Here is a 21,129-nt window from a genome sequence, read left to right as displayed (position 1 = left end):
TTGTGAAACCGAAAAGCAACACGGTTGTGATGAACTAGCGGAATGGAGGGCAAATCGATGGTGCAGGTCGGTACGGAGACCAGCGTGACGCTGCGGCTCAAGCAGGCCGAACACGCACTCCGTCGCGCCCTCGAACCCCTTCTTGACGCCGAGGACATCTTGTTCGAGCACTGGCAGGTGCTTGCCGCGTTGCTTGAGCAGCCGGGCTTGCCCATGACCGAACTTGCCGAGGCCTCGGTGCTTCCCGCCGCCACTTTGACCCGTCACGTCGATCGCTTGGTCGAGCGCAGTCTCGTCATCCGACGTATCGATCCCGGCGACAAGAGGCGCGCAGTCGTGGCTCTCTCGTCGCGCGGCGAACAGTTGGCGCGGCGCCTACGTGAGGTTGACTCTGGCGTGGGTTTCGAAGCCGTCTCGGTCGTTGCCCTGCGGGCCTGAGCCATCGGCCGGCTTTCCAGCGGGCGTACCGTCGAAGACATGAGCACCTTCACGGATGATGAGATCGCCATTGCGCTCGAGGACCTGGCCGGTTGGTCAGCGGATGGTGACGCGATCACCAAGACGTACGAGTTTGCCGACTTTCGAGCTGCACTGGATTTCATGAATCGAGCAGCCGGTCCGATCGAGGAGATGGACCATCACCCGGAGTGGACGAACGTCTACAACCGCGTCGAGGTGAGATTAAGCAGCCACGACGTCGGGGGAGTGACTGACCGCGACACCAGGCTGGCAACGGTTCTTGAACGAGTCGCGGACGCTACCTAGAGCGATCCAAGGATGCGCTCGCGCTGAGCGCCGTACTCCTCGTCGCTGACCTTCCCAGCCCGGTGCAACCGGTCAAGCTCAGCCAGCCGGGCAGGCACGTCAACTGGCTCCTCAGGACTGCCCTGCGCTGCGATCGGCTGGTCCCAATGGATCTCCATGGAGGTCGGCTCGTCCGGTCCGGCCACGAGCGCCTTGAAGCCGTCCCCAACCCTGAGGGAGCCCAGAGCGGTGAACGGCACCGTCGCCAGCTTGGTGACTTCGTACGACGCCACGCCGGAACTCGGCTCTGGCTCCACCGTGAGCTCGAGCTCCAGGCGCGGCCGCTCGTTGATGAACGTGCCGGTTTCCTTGCTGGACTTGATCCGGATTGTGGCTGGCACCGTCGGCGGTGTGGAGTTGCCGGTCACTGCGCCGATCGCCGAACCTGTCGCGTACAGGAGCCCGCCCAGAATGCCGATGCCCAGCGCCAAGACACCGATCACGATCGGTAGCCAGCGCCAGTTCTCGTGCTCGGGAGAGATGCCGAGTTTGAGCACGCCGACCAACAGCGACGGCACACCCAGCAGAAGCCAGAGCAGTGTGCCGGACGCAAACGTTCGGCCATCCATGGATGGTTTGCCGTCAGGGCCCTTCATCGCCTCCAGCCTGCGACCGTGCTGTCGCATGATCGGGCCGAGGACGACCCACAGCACACCGATCGCGGCGAGGCCGGACTCGGAGAGGATGAGGCCGATGGCGGCGGTCACTACGCCGAGGACTGCAAGCTTCATGGGATCAGTCTGGCCTGCTCGCCGGTTCGCGGGCTAGGCCCAGAGGTCGGAACCGAACTGGAACCAGATCGCCGAGGCGATGGCCACGTACCAGAGCACGATGATCAGCACCGACCAGTTGTTCACGAAGCGGGTGAGTGCGGCACCGGGATGGAGAGTCCTAAGCACCCATGCCGAGACCAGCACGAAGATCGGGATCGTCACCGACCACACGACCATGCAGTAGGGGCACAACGACTCGATGTCATAGATGCTCTGGTACTGCAGCCAGGTCACCAGACCGACACCGAGCAACGAGCCGAGCCACAGCCCAGCCTGCACGAAGCTTGGGAGCTTGACCCCGGCGACGAGCAGCACGCCGAGCGTGACGACGATGGCAAACCCCGCGACGCCGATCAGCGGGTTGGGGAAGCCAAAAGCGGAGGCCTGATCGGTGTTGATGACATTGCCGCAGCTGACGAACGGGTTGATGTCGCAGCTCAGTGCATCCGCAGGGTCCTCGAGGAGCTTGATCTTCTCGATGATCAAGATGGCTGATGACAACAGGCCGATTGATCCGGCGAGCGCCAGGAAGATTCCCAGTCCTCGGGAGGTCTCGGTCTTGTCGTCGGTCGTGGTGTCCACGGTCTGCTCGGTCATAGGCCTGATCCTAGAGTCAGCCGGCAAAGGAGAGTGGCTCAGACCCGTGACCGGAGGGGTATCTGTGGGTTAGTGTTCGCATACCGAGGGTATGCGAAAGAGGAAATCATGACGGTCCAACACAGTGATGTCATCATCGTCGGCGCAGGACTGTCCGGCATTGGCGCGGCCTACCGCATCCAGACCGAGTGCCCCGGCAAGACGTACGCAATCCTCGAGTCGAGGGATGCGATCGGCGGCACGTGGGACCTGTTCCGCTACCCGGGCATCCGCTCGGACTCCGACATGTACACGTTGAGCTGGCCCTTCCGCCCGTGGAAGAACCCCAAGGCAATCGCCGACGGCGATGACATCCGTACATACGTCCGAGAGGCGGCCGTCGAGTACGGCATCGAGGAGCACATCCAGTTCGGCCACCGAGTGACCTCGGCCGCCTGGTCGACAGACGATGCGATGTGGACCGTCACCTCGACCGCCAACGGCCAGACCGTCACGCAGACCGCCTCGTTCATCTACCTCTGCAGCGGCTACTACAGCTACGACAAGGGCTACACGCCGGAGTTCCCCGGCCTCGACTCGTACGAGGGCCAGGTCATCCACCCGCAGTTCTGGCCTGAGGACCTCGACTACGCCGGCAAGGAAGTCGTCGTCATCGGCAGCGGCGCGACCGCTGTCACGCTCGTCCCGTCGATGGCTGACGACGTCAAGCACATCACGATGCTGCAGCGCTCGCCGTCGTACGTGATGTCGCTGCCGCAGGAGGACAAGATCGCAGACGTCATGCGCAAGGTGCTGCCCGACGGCTTCGCCCACCGTGCGATCCGCCGCAAGAACGCAGCGTTCTCGGTCGGTATGTACCAGTTCTGCCAGCGATTCCCCAAGCAGTCACGCAAGCTGCTCACGAGGCTTGCGAAGAGGAAACTGCCCGCGGGGTACGACCTCGATCCGCACTTCACTCCTGTGTATGACCCGTGGGACCAGCGCCTCTGCATCGTGCCCAACGGTGACCTGTTCCGTACGATCCGCCAGGGCAAGGCATCGATCGTCACCGACCACATCAAGACCTTCGACGCCAAGGGCATCGAGCTCGAGTCGGGCAAGCGCCTCGACGCCGACATAGTCATCACGGCGACAGGTCTGCAGGTTGTCGCGTTCGGCCAGCTCAAGCTCAGCGTCGACGGCAAGGACATCGACCCGCACGAGCTGTACGTCTACAAGGGGCTGATGTTCAGCGGACTGCCCAACTTCGCCTGGTGCGTCGGCTACACCAACGCGTCGTGGACGCTGCGGGCCGACCTGTCATCGCAGTACGTCTGCAAGCTCATCAACCTGCTTGACCGGAAGGGCTACGACTACGGCATGCCCGACCCCAAGGGCGCCGGCGATGCTCCACGCCCGATCCTCGATCTGACGTCTGGCTACGTGCAGCGCGTGGTCAATGAGCTGCCTCAGCAGGGTGTGACGTCACCGTGGACGATCCGCCAGAACTGGTTCCTTGACTCGCGCGACATGAAGCGTACGGATCTCGAGCAGGCCATGGTGTTCGGCAACGCAAAGGTTCCCGCAACCTCCGTGGCCAGCTAGGGCTAGCTAGGTCTGGCAGCTAGGGCACCAGAAGGTGCGGCGCATCCGGGTGGGTGCGTCGCCGAGCTCGCCCCGCAGAATGGTCGTGCCACACCGCAGGCACGGTCGACCTGCCCGATCGAAGACCCACTCGTTCTGCCCGTTGCGGGCAACGCCGGTGAAGGTGCGGATCGTGCGCTCTCGATTGGCCCGGATCATCGTCTGACCCCGCGAGATCACGTGCGCGATGTCGTGTACGTCGGCGACCGGCCTGGTCGGCAACAGACCGGACAGGAAGCAGATCTCGTTGACGTACTCGTTGCCGAACCCGGCGAGGTTGCGCTGGTTGTGCAGAGCCACGAACACTGGGGTCGACGGGTGAGCAGTGACCCGGCGTACGGCTTCCTCGAGGTTCCAGTCCGGGCCGAGCAGGTCAGGCCCGAGGTAGGAGAGCGCTGCTGGCTCGGCATGGCGGTCGAGCACCTCGGTGATGCCGAGGGAGAACCCGACGGCCTGTCGCTCGGACGTCGCGAGGACGACGCGAGCCGTGTGGGCAGGACGACGCCACCGCTCGTCGAGGCGATAGACGTGCCATGAGCCCTCCATCTTGAGGTGGGTGTGGATCGAGTGGCGGCCGACCCGGATCACCAGGTGCTTGCCGCGACTCACGGCTTCGTCGACCCGCTGGCCACTGAGGTCGAGCGTCGCGAACTCGGGCACCCGGAAGTCACTCAGGGTCAGCTCGTGACCGGCCAGAGTCTCGTGCAGCAGTCGCGCTGTGCGCCAGGCGGTATCGCCCTCAGGCATCGGCCCACCGGCCGCAGAGGTCAAGCATCGAGTCGGAGTCCCTTGGGGATCCGCTCGAACCCGGCTGCGCGGAGCGCCTCACCCAGTGGGGTGCCCTCGACGGGTGCACCGTCGGCGGTTTCGACGCTGAGGCGGTGCACGCGGCGGCCGCGCACCGTCGCAGCGAGCGACGAAGCCGCCGCCTGGAGGCGCATCGGGTCATCGTCGAACACCAGGACCTTCTTGCTGCCGCGCTCGAGGTAGAGCACGAGCCGGCCGTCGTGCATGACGACGAGGGACCCAGCCTTGCGGGCGGGTCGGTGCTTGGAGTCGGTCGTGCGCATCGGCCAGGGAAGGGCGGCACCGAAGGGGTTGGCCGGATCTGTTGCGGCGAGGGTCAGGGCCTCGGCATCGGTGACCGTGTCGTCATTCATGACGTGGGTGCGCATCCGGTCGACGGTCGACGGCGCCGCGAACTGGGCGGCACCGAGCGTGTCGACGTAGTAGCCACGCAGGCAGGCGCCGGTCTGCTCGAGCTCGCGAAGCACGCGATAGACGCCAGCGAATCCGCCAGGAGTGCCTTCGGCCATGACCGACCCGCGGGTGACGACGCCATAGCGGCCGAGCAGCGTCTGGGTGCGAGCCAGCTGGAGTGCGGTCGTGTCATGCGGCGCATCGGGCAGCGCGAACCATCGGCCACTGACGGTGGGTGGGCCCTGAAGCGCCGCGCGTGGTTGGAGCCGTCGCCCGTGGACGCGACCGCGCGGTGCCGGTCGGGTCGTTCGGTGCGCTCCGCCACGCCCGACGAGGGTGCGAAGGGGTGCGAATGTGTCGTTGCTGACCCGCCCGGACCACACGAGATCCCACAACGCATCCGCCGTTGCGCGGTCGTCATCCACGTGCGGCAGCGCAGAATCTGACAGAGCGAGCAGCTCGGTGAGCTGGCGAAAGAGGAACGCTCCTCCGCCGCTGAGAGCGTCGATGATCGCCGCGTGCAGTGGCGTGAGATCGGAGGGAGGCGCGGCTGATGGGAGTAGGAGATCTGGCGGGGAGAGCTGGATCCAGCCATCGTTGCCGGGCAGTGAACCGGCACCTGACCAGACGACCTCACCCGCCGAGGTGAGCTCGTCGAGCATCGCCGGGGTGAAGTCGCGGACGCGGGCCGGCAGCACCAATGACTCCCAGGCCGATGCGGGCAGCGCGACACCAGCGAGCTGGTCGATGGCCGACAGCACACCTTCGACACCCCGCACGGATGATCCGACCCCCTGCCACGCCGGCAGGAACCGGGCGAAGGTCGCCGGATCGACGGGCTCGACCTGCTGTCGTGCAGCAGCCAGTGACCGAGATCGTATGCGGCGGAGCACGCCCGGCTCGATCCATTCGGTTCCGGTGGCCTGTGGACTGAACTCGCCTTCGGTCAGACGACCGTCATGGGAGAGTCGACGCAGAACCTGGAGTGCGATCGCGGTTCCGAGGCCGAATCGCGACGCGACCTCGTCGGTGGTGAACGGGCCGTGGGTGCGGGCATAGCGGGAGATCAGGTCGGTCAGTGGATCGGCCACGGGCTGCAGAAGAGCTTCGGAGATTCCGAGCGGGAGAGAAACGCCGAGCGCGTCGCGCAGACGCCCAGCGTCCTCGACGACAGCCCATCGCTCCTCGCCGGCGATCGCCACGGCCACCCCACGCCGGTTGTCTCGCAGCTCGACGAGCCACGATTCGGCATTCGTCGCGACGTCTGGCTCGAGCCGCTCGGCGACCTCGGCGATCGACAGCGGGCCCAGCATGCGCAACAGGTCGGCGAGGCCTTCGACGTCCCTGGCTCGGCGGTCCTTGGCGAGACGTTGCAGCTCTCGATCGGTGCGTTCGATGACCTCGGGGTCGAGCAGCTCGCGCAGCTCGGCTCGTCCTAGCAGCTCGGCGAGCAGGGTCGGGTCGAGGGTCAGTGCCGAAGCCCGGCGTTCGGCCAGTGGCGTGTCACCTTCGTAGAGGAAGGCGGCGACGTAGCCGAACAGCAACGTCTGCGCGAACGGCGATGCTTTGTCGGTCGTGACCTCGACGATCGAGATCTCGCGGGAGTCGATGCGGCGTATGAGACCGGTCAGGGCCGGAAGGTCGTAGACGTCCTGCAGGCACTCGCGCGCGGTCTCGAGCAGGATCGGGAACTCGGGGTAGTTGCGCGCGACGTCGAGCAGCTGCGCCGAGCGTTGCCGTTGCTGCCACAGCGGGGCGCGAGATCCGGGGTTGCGACGGGGGAGCAGCAATGCCCGCGCGGCGCACTCACGGAACCGCGACGCGAACAACGCCGAGCCGCCGACCTCCTCGGTGACGATCTTGTCGAGCTCGTCGGCGTCGAACACGAACAGCTCAGCACCGGGCGGCTCGACCTCGGTGTCGGGTATGCGGGCGACGATGCCGTCGTCACTGGCCACGACGGAGCCATCGATGCCGTAGCGCTCGATGATGCGCGCTGCGACGGCCAGCGCCCAGGGAGCGTGAACCCGGCGGCCGTAGGGGGAGTGCAGGACGACTCTCCAGTCGCCGAGCTCGTCGCGGAACCGTTCGACGACCAGGTTGCGGTCTGACGGGATCTGTCCGGTCGCCTGTCGTTGGTCGTGCAGGTAGGCGACGAGATTGTCCGCCGCCTGCTTGCCGAGACCCACGGCGGAGGCGCGATCTGCGACTTTCGCGGGTGTGAGAGTGGAGATCTCACGGACGAATTGGCCGATCGCCTCACCGAGCTCGTAGGGTCGCCCGACGCTGTCGCCCTTCCAGAACGGAAGGCGTGCAGGTTGCCCGAACGCCGGGGTGACGACGACGCGATCGTGGGTGATCTCCTGGATGCGCCAGCTCGTCGCGCCCAGCGCGAACACATCGTTGATGCGCGACTCGTAGACCATCTCCTCGTCGAGCTCACCGACCTTGCGCGAGCCGGTCTCATCTGTGCCGGCCGCGAGGGTCACGGAGAACGTTCCGCGGTCAGGGATCGTGCCGCCGCTCGTGACAGCGAGTCGCTGAGCACCGGGCCGCCCCGTGATGGTCCCGGCCTCGCGGTCCCAAATGATGCGCGGGCGAAGCTCGGCGAACTCGTCGGTGGGATAGCGGCCCGACAGCAGATCAAGGGTGGCGTCGTATGCGGTGCGCGGCAGTGTAGTGAAGGGAGCACTGCGGCGTACGGCGTCGAACCACTCCTCGACGTCGAGGGTGTCGAGGGCGGTCGCGGCGACAGTCTGCTGGGCCAGGATGTCGAGCGGGTTGGAAGGTATGTCGAGGCGTTCGATCAGCCCGTCTGACATACGAGCCGTCGTGACGGCAGACGCGAGCAGGTCGTGGCGCGACGTCGGGTAGACGATGCCGCGGGAGATCTCCCCGACCTGGTGTCCCGCGCGCCCTACCCGCTGCAAACCGCTGGCGACCGACGGCGGCGTCGACACCTGGATGACGAGGTCAACGGCACCCATGTCGATGCCGAGCTCGAGACTCGAGGTCGCCACGACGCAGCGCAGCCGCCCACCCTTGAGGTCGTCCTCAATGAGGGCCCGCTGCTCCTTGCTGACGGATCCGTGGTGAGCGCGAGCCAGCACTGGCTCGGCGCCCGACGTCTGCGCGCTGCCACCCATCAGCTGCGCTGGAGGTCGCTTGGAGTCGGAGCCGGATGCGACGCCCAACTGCTCGGCATGTGTCTCGTTGAGCCGCGCCGTGAGTCGCTCGGCGAGACCGCGCGAGTTGACGAAGACGATCGTCGACTGATGCTGCATCACTCGTTCGACGATCGAGTGCTCGACATGGGGCCAGATGCTGCCGCGCGGGGCGTCAGGATCATCGCCCGCCGAAGGCGACGCGGGCAGCTGGGTCATGTCGTCGACCGGCACCGTGACCTGGAGCTCGAGTGTCTTGGTTGACTCGGGAGCCACGATGCGTACGGGAGCAGCGCCTCCGAGGAACCGGCCGACCTCTTCATGTGGCCGCACGGTGGCACTCAGTCCAATGCGTTGCGCCGGGCTGTCGAGGAGGTCGTCGAGGCGTTCGAGCGACACGGCGAGGTGGGCGCCGCGCTTGGTGCCGGCGACGGCGTGGATCTCATCGATGATGACCGTGCCGACGCCGCGCAGAGTCTCGCGTGCCGCCGACGTGAGCATCAGGAAGAGCGACTCGGGCGTGGTGATCAGAATGTCCGGGGGACGGGTCACCAGTGCTCGACGGTCCTTGGCTGAGGTGTCACCTGAACGCAGGCCGACCGACACCTCGCGGAACTCATCTCCGCGACGCGCGGCGGCATGCGTGATGCCGACCAGCGGGGACCGGAGGTTGCGCTCGACATCGACTGCCAGTGCCTTGAGCGGAGAGATGTAGAGGACGCGTGTACCGGTCGAATCGCCGGGCTTCATGAGCTCGTCTATTGCCGTGAGGAACGCGGCGAGGGTCTTGCCTGAACCCGTCGGAGCGACGACCAGGACATGCTCGTCGCCGGCGATGCCGTCCCAAGCGCCCACCTGGGCAGGGGTCGGCTCAGCGAACGAGCTGTCGAACCACTCCCGCGTTGCGGGTGCGAACGACGCTGGTGTGCCTGGCATCTGGCCATTCTTCCAGCCATATCCGACATATGAATCTCGTAGCGTCAGCTGACCTGCGTCGTTAGGGTAGACACGACTCGGCGCGGCCGAGACTTACACCAGGGGATGGTGAAGTGACCACACCGCAGACCAGGACCAAACAGCTTGCCGGAATGACAGGCATTGCGTTGGCCGCCGTCATCGCCATCGGATCGGTTGCCGGGGCGAACTCCGTACGAGACGACCTCACTCCCAAGGCATACGAGGCTCTTGTCCAAGCGGGCCTGAGCAATGTGAGGGTCGACTTCGACGGGCGCGAGGCCAAGCTCAGCAACGGCACTCCCGAGGAGCTCGCCAAGGCCGAGAAGATCGTCGAAGGAGTCACGGGAGTCCGTTGGGCCAAGATCGACTCCGACCGCGACACGACACTGCCCGCACCTCCGACCTTCTCGATGACGCGCGGCGCCGACGGGGTCAACCTGTCGGGAGTTGTCCCCAACGCCGCTGTCGCACGGCAGCTCAAGGATGCGGCCCTTTCGCTGGGTGAAGTCACCGGCAACTTGAAGGTCGACCCGAACGTCGGCACCGCCGACTGGCTCAACACACTGCCCAAGCTGATCCCCGATCTCGAAGGCGTCAACGATCTCGCGCTCACTGTCGATGGCGACTCGATCGCCATCGGCGGCGCCGTCACCACCCAGGAGGGCGTGGACGCTGTGACTGCGCTTGTCGAACCGGCTGTGCCGGGACTCACCTTCGACAACACGCTGAAGGTCGACTCAGATTCGATGAGCGCGGAGCAGGCGTCGTATGTCGACGCAGCCAACGTCTACTTTGCTCGAGGCTCGTCGATCTTGGACGAGAAGAGCAAGGCGGCACTCCTCACCCTGGCTGACGTGCTCCTACGGGTGCCTGGTCTCGAGCTTGAGATCGGCGGCCACGCAGGTCCCACTGACCCGGTTCGCGGCCAGGCCTTGAGCGACGCACGTGTTGCGGCAGTCAAGGCGTTCCTCGTGGCGGCGAACGTTGATGCCGACCGACTTTCAACCAAGAGCTACGGATCTGATCCGGAGACCGACGGCGACGCATATGCGGAGCAGTACCGTCGCGTCGACTTCATCGTGAAGGGAAACTGAGCATGTCGGGTTACACCATTGGAGAGATCATCGTCTGGCTGCTCCTTGCCGCGATCCTCGGTTTTGTCCTCGGCTGGCTGCTTCGCCAGCAGAAATACCAGCGGGCGCGCGCTGCCGCAGGACGCACGGCGGCAGCACCGGCACCCGCGAAGGCAGTCGCATTGAGCGGCGGTGTCGAGTCGGCTGGACCTGTGAACGCCCGCAAGGGAGGCCGAGCCCCGACCGCTGAGTACACGATCAAGGGCAACAGGGACTCGATGTACTTCCACACGCCCGGCAGCGCGTCGTACGAGCAGACGATCGCTGAGGTCTGGTTCAAGTCTGAGGCCGAAGCTCGCGCCGCCGGATTCACTCCTCCGGGAACGGGCGGAGCCGCCAAGAAGGCTCCGGCAAAGAAGGCTCCAGCCAAGGCTCCGGCCAAGGCTCCGGCCAAGGCTCCGGCCAAGGCTGTCGCGTCGAAGGCTCCGGCCAAGGCTGTCGCCAGGAAGGCTCCTGCCAAGGCTGTCGCGACGAAGGCCCCAGCTAAGAAGGCTCCGGCGAAGGCGGCTGCCAAGAAGGCTCCGGCGAAGGCCGCTGCCAAGACGACTGTCGCGGCCGGCAAGTTCCCCGGATCGGCCAAGCCGCTCTCGGGAGGACGCGCGCCGTCGGCGGCGTACAAGATCAAGGGCAATGAAGACTCGATGATCTATCACACGCCTGACAGCCCGTTCTACGGACAGACCATCGCAGAGACGTGGTTCAGGACAGAAGCCGCTGCGGTCGCAGCCGGTTTCCGCAAGCCTCGCAACGCCTGATCAGCTGACGGACGAGCGAAGGAGCGTAGCGCGCCACGCTGGCCCGGTGCGCTCCTTCGCTAGGTCCATGCGGCATGCTGAGGCAATGCCTGTTTCGAAGACATCCGTGCACGGTTTGAAGATGACCAGTGCGCTCCTGTTCACCGCAGCGACTCTGACTCTCGCGGGCTGTTCCGGCGGAGGCGACGACAAGAAAACCACTCCTGACCCCGACGAGGGCACCGCGGAGAAGATTGTCGAGATTTCGCCGCTGAACGGCACACCGATGCCTGACGGCCGTCCCGACAACCCGGTCTTCGTCGTCAAGATCGAGAACACGTACGGCGGTGAGCCACAGATCGGGCTCAACAAGGCTGACCTCGTGGTCGAAGAGCTCGTCGAAGGTGGCCTGACTCGCCTCGCCGCGTTCTTCTACAGCGACCTGCCGTCCACGGTCGGACACGTGCGCTCGATGCGTACGACCGACATCGGCCTCGCTGCCCCGGTTGGCGGACAGATCATTGCCTCCGGCGGCGCCAACAAGACGTACAAAGAGGTCCGAAGGGCCGGCACCACGATCTTCTCCGAGGACCACGGCGCGCCTGGCTTCAGCAGTGACCCTGCCAAGTCGCGTCCCTACAACCGGCTGATCAACCTCAAGACAGTCGCGCGCAAGGCCAAGCCGACTGAAATTGTCGGCCCCTACTTCACCTGGACTCCCGAGGGTGCTGCGAAGGAGTCCGAGCCGGCACCGACCGACTCAGCGACTCCTGCGACTGAGCCCAAGACCGCGCGAGCGGCGACGGTGCGATTCTCGCCCGGCACATACACGGATTGGGCGCTCAAGGGTGGCAAGTGGATCCGTACCAACAGCCACGCGCCTCGCGCCACTGACTTCAAGGCCGACACGATGATCGTGATGTTCGCCAGGATCGTCGACGCCGGCTACACCGACATCTCCAACAACCCGGTGCCTGAGACCGTCGTCAAGGGAACCGGTCGTGCGGTGATCTTCAACGGCAAGACCGTCACCGAGGCCACCTGGTCCAAGCCGAAGCTGAGCTCGACAATCTCGTTCACAGGTGCCGATGGTCAGCCGATCACGATCGAACCGGGCAAGGTGTTCGTCGAGCTGGCGCCCAAGGGCAACGGAACCGTCAGGCTCCGCTAGTCGTCGATCCGATGGGTATGTCGATCGTCGGCAGCAGGCGCATACCGGCCAGGATTGCCCCGATCGCGCCCTGGACTTCTTCACTGGCAGCACTCGGGTCCTCCGCGTCGGCGACGAACTCGGATGAGGACTTGATGGCACCGTAGAAGATCATGCCGAAGGCCTCGTTGAGGTCCTCGCCGCCGCCCAGGTCTTCGAGCAAGGCGTCGACCGTGCGCTGCACGATGCCAAGGGTGGAGGCCTTCTCGGCCTCGTGCCAGCGTTCGTGTCCCAGCGCGACCGGGCCCTCTTGGATGCAGATGCGACGGAACTGTGGCTCACGGCAGACCTCAAGGAACTTCTCGAGGCCGATTTGAGCGCGCTCCCACGGGTCCTTTGATCCTTCGATCGCCTTCTCGACCTGTGAGGTGGTGTTGCTCTGTACCCGGTCGAAGACCGCTTCGAAAAGGGCAAGCTTGCTGGGGAAGTGGTGGTAGAAGGCGCCCTTGGTCACGCGTGCCGCGGCGACGACTTCGTCCAGAGAGGTGCCTGCATAGCCGTGATCGGTGAACAAGCGCGCAGCGTTGTCGAGGAGAGCACGCTTGGTGCTGGAGGAGTAATCCTGGCGTCGGGTTGTCTTGCGCGCGGCGCGAAGGACGCTCTTGTGGACCACTTTTGACGAGTGCGGCATCCCACCAGTCTATGACCCTGCATGTCATGTGCCTCGGATCACATACCGGGGGTTTGTATTTATCGCGAGTATGGAACATACTCAGAGTACGTACCGAGGGTATGGAACTCTCGTACAAGACGGAGACGAAAGGAGCACCCCATGACCTGGAATGCTTACAACCGTCGCAAGGAAGTACTACGCGAGATGCTCGCCATCGCTGACCAGCGCCGCGACATCACGATCACCGATCTGCTCGACACGGTCGACGGAGGCCGCGAGGCTTACGCGAACGAAACCGAGCTCCTGTTCGACCTCCAGATGAGCTGGTTCCAGCGCCTCAGTGGCCAGCTGGATCGCCTCCTCATCGAAGGCGTCGACACTCCCGAGATCATGGCCATCAGCGCCTGGGTCAACGCCGCCAGCGAAATGCCCGGCGCGCGCACCCTGCTGGATGCCGAGATCAACAACCCCGCACTCGGCAAGGCTTTCGCGAAGGAGCTCACGCTTCTCGCCGCATCGGCCGGAGTGCCCTGGAACCACCCGGACCTCAACGGTCACGGCAAGCGACTGCAGGACTCAGCTCGTGAGTCGGTCGTGTACGCCGAGGTCACCGAGGTTGAAGCGCCGCACAGCGGTTCGCTTCTCAGCAAGCTGCGCAGCCGCGCTGCTTGACCGGGTAAACGATCACCCCGCCTGGCGCCATCTCCCTCCCCTCGGCGCCGGGCGGGGTTATCTCTTGTCTGAAGCCTTTTGGGTTGCTTCGCTCAATGCGCTGAGCTGCTGACCGACCTCGGTGTCGATCGCCTCGCGGAACTGACTGCGGAAGATGCCCAGAGTGACCTGGCTGGCAATCGGCAACAAGCTCTCGATCGTCTGAAGGATGCGTGGCCATTCGTCCTCGGGCAGGCCTGCGTCGACGAACGGCTGGATGATCTCGGCCGACACTTCACTCACGAACGCATCGGCGATCTCACGGAGTCGTGACTTCAGGATCGGGAACAGGGCGATGACTGTCTCGGGTGCCAGCCCGATCGCGACTGCCGCGGCGCCAGTGCGTACGACCACAGGCTCGAGAAGTCGTACGACGTCACGATCACCGTCGACCCACTCGACCAGACCGAACTCCTGCATCGAGTCGATCAGGGCGTCATTGCGTTCGACTCCTGCGAGCGCCGCCAGACCATCACGCGTCAGTACCTCAGCAGCGCCAGCATCGTCATTCGGCAGGTCAAGGACGCTGATCAAGTCGAGAGCGTGACCCGCTGCGGCACTGGGTGCACCGGAAACTGCCTTCTCGACGGCGGCCAATGTGTAGCCACGATCGACGAGCTGTCGGATGAGCTGCAATCGCTGCAGGTGCTCGAGCGTGTAGTAGCCCGTACGACCTTCAAGCCGGGGTGCGGCGATGAGCCCGCGACCGGCATAGGCACGAACGTTCCTGACGGTCATCTGGGCTCGTGCCGCCAACTCATCGACGGTGAATTCCTCGACCGCCGACGCGTCTCTGGACATGGCTGCATCATAGAGGCATGGACACACTGCGAGGACGGCTGCTGGTCGCGACGCCCGCGATCGAGTCCGGCCCATTCATGCGCAGTGTCGTATTCCTGCTCGACCATGACGGAGACGGTGCGCTGGGTGTGATCGTCAACCGGCCGCTCGAATCCGACGTTGATGATGTCCTGCCCGACTGGGCCAATCTGGTCAACGCTCCAGTGTGCCTGTTCGACGGGGGACCGGTGGCGATGGACTCAGCACTGGCGCTCGGAGTGATCTCTGATACCGCGCCGCCGATCGGATGGCGCCAGATGGCCGGTCGTGTCGGACTCGTTGACCTTGAGGGGCCGGTGCCGAGCCACGGCGAATTCACCGGACTCCGGGTGTTCGCAGGCTATGCCGGATGGGGTCCCGGGCAGCTCGAGGACGAGATCGATGAGGGCGCCTGGCTCGTCATCGATGCCCGCGATGAGGACCTCGTTTCGCCTCAACCCGAGACGCTGTGGCGCGAGGTGTTGCGACGACTCGACACGGACGCGAGATTCCTGACGACATTCCCGGACGACCCCTCGGCCAACTAGAGAAGCTGTCACCGATTCTCGTTAGACTGACATCGTGGCTTTCTTCGGACGTGGTGCAGAGACGGTGGTGGACGAGCGCACTGACATGCGCACGGAGGAGGGGGACCATGAGAAGTTCTCCCACTACGTCCCCAAGGACGAGCTGACCGAGGCCATGATCATGGGTCACCCCGTGATCGCACTGTGCGGCAAGGTGTGGGTTCCCAGCCGCGATCCCGAACGTTTCCCGGTGTGCCCGGAATGCAAAGACATCTGGGAGAGCCTCAACGAAGGCGACGAGGGGGACCCGTCGGGTGACGCGTAGCCAGCACCTCCGGGTCTGGCAGCGAGACGCTCTCGAGCTCTACCAACGCACGCAACCCCGTGACTTCCTCACGGTTGCGACGCCGGGTGCGGGCAAGACGACGTTCGCGCTGACCATTGCCGCCGACCTGATGTCCCGTGGCATCGTCGAGCGGGTCGTCATCGTCACGCCGACCGACCACCTCAAGACCCAGTGGGCTCTGGCCGCGTCCGGCATCGGCATCACCCTCGACCCGTCCCTGGCTGGCCAGGGCCGATTGGGCGCCGACTTCGACGGGTTCGCGGTGACGTACGCGGGACTTGCCGTCAACGCCAACAGCTACCGCACGCGTATCGAAACCCGCGCGACGATGGTGATCCTCGACGAGATCCACCATGCCGCTGATGCGCTGAGCTGGGGCGATGCCGTGCAGGAGGCGTGTGAACCTGCCATTCGGAGGCTCGCGCTGACCGGCACCCCCTTCCGCTCCGACGACAACCCGATCCCATTCGTCTCGTACGCGCCGGCCGACGATGGCACGGTCTCGAGCGTTGCGGATTTCTCCTACGGCTACGGGAACGCGCTGAAGGACGGCGTCGTACGGCCGGTGCTGTTCATGGCCTACTCGGGACAGATGCACTGGCGTACCCGTGCTGGTGACGAGGTGGCAGCTCGATTGGGGGAGCCGCTCGATCGAGCGGCCACCGCACAAGCTCTTCGAACGGCTCTCGACCCGCAGGGCTCGTGGATCCCCGCCGTTCTGCAGGCCGCGCACACCCGACTGATGGAGGTGCGTCGCGACGTACCGGACGCGGGTGGACTCGTCATCGCCAGTGATCAGGACACCGCGCGCCAGTACGCCTCCGTGCTCGCCGCCATCACGGGGACCGAGCCGACGCTCGTGCTGTCTGACGAGGCAGGCTCGAGCGCGAGGATCGCCGACTTCTCCGCCGGTATGACGCCATGGATGGTTGCCGTACGCATGGTCAGCGAGGGCGTGGACATCCCGCGGCTCTCGGTCGGTGTTTATGCCACGACGACGGCAACGCCCCTCTACTTCGCGCAGGCGGTTGGTCGCTTCGTACGTATGCGGCGTCGGGGCGAGACGGCATCGATCTTCGTACCGAGCGTCCCGGCATTGCTGGCACTCGCGTCCGACCTTGAGGCTCAACGCGATCATGTGATCGGGCGGCCTGTCTCGGACGAGGCTGATCTGTTTGCCGCTGAGGCAGAACTGATGTCCCGGGCGCAGCAGGAACAATCAGCCTCCGACCAGCTCGGAGAGTACCGGGCGCTTGGCAGCGATGCCTCGTTCGATCGTCTCGTCTATGACGGCGGCGAGTTCGGGTACGACTCGATGGCTGACGATGAGGGCGAGCTCGACTTCCTCGGCATCCCGGGCCTGCTGGACCCGGATCAGGTCGCTGAACTGCTCCGCAAGTCGCGAAGCAAGCGTGCCAAGGCGGCCCCCAAGGGCACCCAGGCTGCGGCTGATGTGGCGTTTGAGCGTCGTGCGGCGCTTCGGAAGGAGCTGCACGCGCTGGTCGGTGCGTGGCACCATCGCACGGGAACGCCGCACGGTGTGACACACACCCGACTCCGTCAGGAATGTGGCGGCCCAGCCGCGACTGCAGCCTCGGCAGTTGAGCTGAAGGAACGCATTGACGCGTTGCGCGCTTGGGCCCTGAAGGCATCGGGCTGAGCCGTACGCTCTTCGCATGCGTTCCCTGCGGGCCTTCATCACGATGCTCGTGATCGTTGTCCTCGGGTTCCTGGCGTGGAACGGCTACATCGAGCCTGAGCTGGACGGCGAGTCCACGACGAAGCCAACCGCATCCCCGTCGAGGTCATCGATCACTGCTGCGCCCCCGGTGAAGCCAGCCAAAGGCGTGACCGTCACGTCGTTCCGTAAAGCGTCCCGTCTCCTGAATGTCGTACCGGAGGACCGGCAGGCCTACCTGCGGTCCTACTTCGGCAAAGGCTGGATCGACGCCGACAAGGACTGCCGGGACACCCGTCAGGAAGTGCTGGCCCGAGAGTCGCTCGTACCGGTCACCAAGGGATGCAAGATCTACCTGGGCAAGTGGCTCTCGTACTACGACAACAAGACGTGGACCAAGAGCTTCCAGGTGCAGATCGACCACCTCGTTCCACTCGCCGAGGCCTGGGACTCCGGCGCGTACCAGTGGACCAAGGCGACCCGCATCCGCTTCGCGAACGACCTGAAGGAGAAGCGAGGCCTCGTTCCGACGACATCCGACCTCAACTACGACAAGGTTGCGGACGACCCGCAGTGGTATGTCCCCAAGGTCAACAAGTGCAAGTACATCGCCTCGTGGATCGCCGTGAAGGCGCGCTGGAGCATGACTGTCGACCAGCGGGAGAAGGAAGCGATCGACCGGGTGATGAAGGGCTGCCCTGACCGCAAGCTGACCATCACCCGAGCCAAGATCGGACTGCTCCCGTTCGCGGCCGGCACGGGCACGACCAACAGGAACGTCACGATCGACTCGATCATCTACAGCGGCAAGTCCGAGAAGATCATTCTGCACAACACCGGCAACTCCCCGGCAAAGCTCATTGGCTGGGTCGTCCGTGACGAGATCGGCTACGGCCAATACCGGATGCCCAAGACGGTGATCCCAGCCAGAGGTACGCTCACGATCCTGTCGTCTGAAGGCCGCAGCCGAGTAGATGCAGCTGGCAATCCCGTGCAGCACGCCAACTGGGGTGATGTGTGGAACAACTCCGGCGACACGGCCACGCTGATCGACGGAAAGCGCAAGGTCGCGGACATCTGTCGCTACAGGGGCGACAACACCGGAAAGGCACTGTGTTGAGGGGCACGATGTTGAGAAGGGCACAGCAGTGAGCTCCATGCCGATGCGTACGCGCGTCTTCGCCGCGGTCCTTCGTCGCGTGTCGACGCCGGTCGAAGAAGCAGAGGACTTCGCCAAGTTGCGGGCTGACCGGAGCAAGCTGCAGACCTCCGCCATCGGTCGCCGCGTATTCGGATCGCTCGACAAGGGTGCCGAGGTCGAGGAGATCAGCTGGGGCGCGGACCGTCGCGCACTTGTCTACCGGCCGAAGGACTCCATCGCTCCTCTTCCGTGCGTCGTCAACTTTCATGGCGGTGGCTGGGTTCAGGGCAACCCTGAGCAGTCGGGTTGGCTGGCGAGCCGAGTCGCCGTACGCAACAACGTCGTCGTCATTTCTCCGGCCTATCGACTGGCGCCGGAGGACAGGTTCCCGGCGGGAATCGAGGACGCCCGCGATGCTGTGGAGTGGGTCGTCAAGAACGCCGAGGACCTGGGGATCAACCCCGAGCGCATCGCCGTGATGGGCGACAGTGCGGGCGGCAATCTCGCAGCTGTGGTCGCGCTGCTCGCTCGTGACGCGGGAGGTCCGGAGATCCGCGCGCAGGTGCTGATCTATCCGGGTGTCGAGATGTACGACAAGTGGCCCTCTGAGCTCCGCAACGCCGAAGCGCCGGTGCTGACCTCGCGCAACATGAACGCGTTCGCCAGGCTCTACCTGGGGGAGCAGTACGGCACCGAGGACTTCCGCGCTTCGCCGATCCGCGCCGAGTCACACGCAGACCTCCCGAAGGCGTTCATCCTGACGGCTGAGCTCGACCCGCTGCTCGACAACGGCGCGCACTATCGCGATGCACTCGTCGCGGCCGGCGTACCGGTTCGATATGCCGAGTACAAGGGCGCGATCCACGGATTCATGAGCCTGCCGGGCGTGTCGCCGCCGGCGAAGCAGGCGCTCGATGACGTCGTGGGCTTTCTCGCTCAAGCATTGTGACAGTGACACTGTCACGATAGAGTCCGGACATGCGACGTGACCACTGGCAGCGCAAGATCGCAGAGCTTGACCCGGAGACTGATTTCGAGGAGATCTCGCGGATCATCAGCTACTACGAGTTCCCCTGGGACATCCAGCAGTCGCTGAGCTTCGCGCTGTTCCGTACGTACGCCGTCCCGTCGATCGGCCGGCTGCTCTACGACACCGACCAGTTCACGGGGGACACCCAGAAGCGCCACGACGACACGGCTCTGGTCCTCGAGTCCGTGCTGGACGAGGGCATGGAGTCGCAGAAGGGCCGTTCCGCAGTACGGCGCATGAACCAGATGCACGGCAGCTACGACATCTCCAACGACGACATGCGCTACGTCCTCGCGACGTTCGTCGTGATCCCGCAGCGCTGGATCCGTGACTACGGCTGGCGCAAGGGCGTCGAGGCCGAGAAGGTCGCCGCCGTCCGCTACTACCAACGCCTGGGCCGACTCATGGGCATCAAGGACATCCCAGCCGACTTCGCGGAGTTCGAGGAGCTGCTCGACACGTACGAGGACGAGCACTTCGCGTACGACGACAAGTCCCGCGCGGTTGCCGATGCGACGCTCAATCTTCTGGTGTCGTTCTATCCGCGAATCTTCGCCAAGGGGACCAACCTCTTCAGCCGTGCGTTGATGGACGATCACTTGCTCAAGGCCTTCGCCTACAAGAAGCCATCGCGCCCTGTCGTGTGGCTTTCGCGCGCCAGCCTTCGTATGCGCGCCCGGATTGTGCGTCTCATGCCGCCCCGTCGCAAGCCGCAGCATGCCATCGACCTGAAGCGGATCAAGTCCTATCCGGGCGGGTTCATCGTCGAACGGCTCGGCACATTCCCTGAGTCGATGCCGGAAATGAAAGACGAATCAACCGTTGCTTGACGTGTAACTCTTCGTGACTTTTGTGTCGCACGTCTCGTTGTGACAGCTGGGTAACTTCGAGAGGGAATCCATGTCACGAGTCCTGCGGCACCGTCACTTCTGGCCAATTTCGATCGCTGTGGTGACGATCGCTCTGACAGTCGGCACGTTCCCGGCGTATGCCGCATGGACCGACCAGTTCCACGGCGACTCGGCGAACACGGTCGCTCCGAAGGCCGTCGACGAGGGTGACGGGCACGCACACTCGCACACGGATCCTGCGACCAAGAACGCGATCTCCCGCGCACCTGCGTCAGCCGGAACCGCCGACACCACGACCGCCCTCGAAGCGGTCGCAGGCATCACCGGCGTCGAGGCGCAACGCCTGGAGGCTGATCCCACCCTCGTCAGTACGCCGTCGCCGGCCGCCCGAACCTCAGTGCCGCAGGATCGCTATGCGATGGCCGGAGGCTGCTACGCTCTCCAGTCCAAGAGCAACAGCAAATGGGTTGCGCGAGCTGGCACCGGCTACACGGCATCCGGAGCAACCATCTCGGAGGCTGAGCCGTTCCACTTCCAGGCCACTGATCTCGGTACGTATCTGCTCTACGGGAAGCCCGCGAGCTTCCTCTCATCAAGTGGCTCGGCGATCAAGCCCGTTGCGAAGCCGTCGGCCGCCGGCGACTGGACAGTGCAGCGAGTCGGCACCGCGTTCACGTTCACGCAGCCGACGCTCGCGAAGGCGGTCAACGTCGATGCTGCCGGCAAGCTTCTCAATGGCGCCGCAACGACATTCGCGCTGAAGATGACGACCGGCTGCGAGCCGTGGCCAGAGGTCGATGTCAACGTGACAGGCAATCCGTTCGGCGGCAAGACGACGTACCAAGAGGTACGCGGCTACGTCGACGCGCACACGCACGGCATGGCATTCGAGTTCCTCGGTGGACAGCTGCACTGCGGCCGCCCGTGGCACCCGTACGGCGTCACCGCCGCTCTGGTCGACTGCCCTGACCACTCGCTCACTGGCGGTTCGGGTGCCGTCGTCGAGAACTTCCTCAAGGGCGGCCTACCGATCGCGCCCCACGACACGGTCGGTTGGCCGACATTCAAGGATTGGCCAGCTCCCAACTCGCTCACGCACGAGGGCACCTACTACAAGTGGCTCGAGCGTTCGTGGCGCGGAGGCCAGCGCATCCTGGTCAACCTGCTCGTCGAGAACAACCAGCTCTGCACGATCTACCCGCTCAAGCGCAACTCCTG

19 protein-coding genes and 1 pseudogene are annotated in these 21,129 nt (G+C 65.0%); 14 read left to right on the top strand and 6 right to left on the bottom strand.

The annotated features are described in order from the left end of the window. The first annotated feature begins 42 nt into the window (after window positions 1-42). Both V6M39_RS00755 and V6M39_RS00750 read left to right on the top strand, forming a co-directional pair. Window positions 43-438: a MarR family winged helix-turn-helix transcriptional regulator gene (locus V6M39_RS00755; RefSeq protein WP_332641740.1), complete on the top strand. Its 396-nt coding sequence runs from the start codon at window positions 43-45 to the stop codon at window positions 436-438. Window positions 439-477: 39 nt separating this feature from the next. After that, a complete protein-coding gene (locus tag V6M39_RS00750; RefSeq protein WP_332641739.1) occupies window positions 478-765 on the top strand; it encodes a 4a-hydroxytetrahydrobiopterin dehydratase in 288 nt (95 codons plus the stop codon). Here V6M39_RS00750 and V6M39_RS00745 read toward each other — a convergent pair. After that, entirely contained in the window at window positions 762-1,535 is a 774-nt protein-coding gene (locus tag V6M39_RS00745; protein WP_332641738.1) for an SHOCT domain-containing protein, read from the bottom strand. The genes V6M39_RS00750 and V6M39_RS00745 overlap by 4 nt on opposite strands. Window positions 1,536-1,568: 33 nt before the next feature. Beyond that, a complete protein-coding gene (locus V6M39_RS00740) occupies window positions 1,569-2,174 on the bottom strand; it encodes a vitamin K epoxide reductase family protein (protein ID WP_332641737.1) in 606 nt (201 codons plus the stop codon). Between the two features lie 108 nt (window positions 2,175-2,282). Here V6M39_RS00740 and V6M39_RS00735 point away from each other — a divergent pair, with 108 nt between their 5' ends. Continuing rightward, window positions 2,283-3,758 (top strand): flavin-containing monooxygenase, encoded by a 1,476-nt coding sequence (locus tag V6M39_RS00735; RefSeq protein WP_332641736.1) that lies wholly within the window; start codon window positions 2,283-2,285, stop codon window positions 3,756-3,758. A 6-nt stretch (window positions 3,759-3,764) separates the two neighbouring features. On the opposite strand, the gene V6M39_RS00730 is transcribed toward V6M39_RS00735, so the two are convergent. Further along, on the bottom strand, window positions 3,765-4,544 hold the full coding sequence (locus V6M39_RS00730) for a DNA-formamidopyrimidine glycosylase family protein (RefSeq protein WP_332641735.1): 780 nt from the start codon (window positions 4,542-4,544) through the stop codon (window positions 3,765-3,767). 20 nt (window positions 4,545-4,564) lie between these two features. Continuing rightward, window positions 4,565-9,097, bottom strand: a complete 4,533-nt coding sequence (locus tag V6M39_RS00725) for an ATP-dependent helicase (protein WP_332641734.1) — start codon at window positions 9,095-9,097, stop codon at window positions 4,565-4,567. A gap of 113 nt (window positions 9,098-9,210) precedes the next feature. On the opposite strand from V6M39_RS00725, the gene V6M39_RS00720 reads away from it, so the two are divergent. The 3 genes from V6M39_RS00720 to V6M39_RS00710 all read left to right on the top strand — a co-directional run bounded on the left by V6M39_RS00720 (window position 9,211) and on the right by V6M39_RS00710 (window position 12,156). Further along, entirely contained in the window at window positions 9,211-10,212 is a 1,002-nt protein-coding gene (locus V6M39_RS00720) for an OmpA family protein (protein ID WP_332641733.1), read from the top strand. Between the two features lie 2 nt (window positions 10,213-10,214). Beyond that, the gene (locus V6M39_RS00715; RefSeq protein ID WP_332641732.1) at window positions 10,215-11,006 is read left to right on the top strand and encodes a sunset domain-containing protein; all 792 of its coding nucleotides are present in this window, start codon (window positions 10,215-10,217) and stop codon (window positions 11,004-11,006) included. A gap of 121 nt (window positions 11,007-11,127) precedes the next feature. Next, window positions 11,128-12,156, top strand: a complete 1,029-nt coding sequence (locus V6M39_RS00710; RefSeq protein ID WP_332641731.1) for a DUF3048 domain-containing protein — start codon at window positions 11,128-11,130, stop codon at window positions 12,154-12,156. Here V6M39_RS00710 and V6M39_RS00705 read toward each other — a convergent pair. Then, window positions 12,143-12,826: a TetR/AcrR family transcriptional regulator gene (locus V6M39_RS00705; RefSeq protein WP_332641730.1), complete on the bottom strand. Its 684-nt coding sequence runs from the start codon at window positions 12,824-12,826 to the stop codon at window positions 12,143-12,145. The two genes, V6M39_RS00710 and V6M39_RS00705, sit on opposite strands and share 14 nt — an antisense overlap. A gap of 141 nt (window positions 12,827-12,967) precedes the next feature. On the opposite strand from V6M39_RS00705, the gene V6M39_RS00700 reads away from it, so the two are divergent. After that, window positions 12,968-13,480, top strand: a complete 513-nt coding sequence (locus V6M39_RS00700) for a hypothetical protein (RefSeq protein ID WP_332641729.1) — start codon at window positions 12,968-12,970, stop codon at window positions 13,478-13,480. Window positions 13,481-13,537: 57 nt separating this feature from the next. Here the strand turns inward: V6M39_RS00700 and V6M39_RS00695 are convergent, their stop codons facing one another. After that, window positions 13,538-14,320: a MerR family transcriptional regulator gene (locus V6M39_RS00695; RefSeq protein WP_332641728.1), complete on the bottom strand. Its 783-nt coding sequence runs from the start codon at window positions 14,318-14,320 to the stop codon at window positions 13,538-13,540. Window positions 14,321-14,337: 17 nt separating this feature from the next. Between V6M39_RS00695 and V6M39_RS00690 the strand changes: the two genes are divergently transcribed. From V6M39_RS00690 to V6M39_RS00660, 7 genes and pseudogenes are all read left to right on the top strand, one after another. Beyond that, window positions 14,338-14,886: a YqgE/AlgH family protein gene (locus V6M39_RS00690; RefSeq protein WP_332641727.1), complete on the top strand. Its 549-nt coding sequence runs from the start codon at window positions 14,338-14,340 to the stop codon at window positions 14,884-14,886. Between the two features lie 34 nt (window positions 14,887-14,920). Continuing rightward, complete coding sequence (locus tag V6M39_RS00685; protein ID WP_442880637.1) at window positions 14,921-15,190, top strand: DUF3039 domain-containing protein; 270 nt, start codon at window positions 14,921-14,923, stop codon at window positions 15,188-15,190. Then, entirely contained in the window at window positions 15,180-16,871 is a 1,692-nt protein-coding gene (locus V6M39_RS00680) for a DEAD/DEAH box helicase (RefSeq protein WP_332641726.1), read from the top strand. The genes V6M39_RS00685 and V6M39_RS00680 overlap by 11 nt, the downstream gene beginning before the upstream one ends. A gap of 16 nt (window positions 16,872-16,887) precedes the next feature. Then, window positions 16,888-18,009 carry a lamin tail domain-containing protein gene (locus V6M39_RS00675; RefSeq protein WP_332641725.1) on the top strand — a complete coding sequence of 374 codons (1,122 nt, stop codon included), beginning with the start codon at window positions 16,888-16,890 and terminating at the stop codon, window positions 18,007-18,009. Window positions 18,010-18,046: 37 nt separating this feature from the next. After that, entirely contained in the window at window positions 18,047-18,979 is a 933-nt protein-coding gene (locus tag V6M39_RS00670) for an alpha/beta hydrolase (protein WP_332641758.1), read from the top strand. A gap of 29 nt (window positions 18,980-19,008) precedes the next feature. Then, window positions 19,009-19,890, top strand: coding sequence for an oxygenase MpaB family protein (locus V6M39_RS00665; RefSeq protein WP_332641724.1), 882 nt, complete (start codon window positions 19,009-19,011; stop codon window positions 19,888-19,890). A gap of 70 nt (window positions 19,891-19,960) precedes the next feature. Further along, a pseudogene (locus V6M39_RS00660) lies at window positions 19,961-21,129 on the top strand (hypothetical protein); the annotation flags it as partial.

It is taken from the genome of Aeromicrobium sp. (assembly GCF_036675695.1).
Classification (GTDB): Bacteria; Actinomycetota; Actinomycetes; order Propionibacteriales; family Nocardioidaceae; genus Aeromicrobium.
This window is presented reverse-complemented; position numbering and strand designations above follow the sequence as displayed.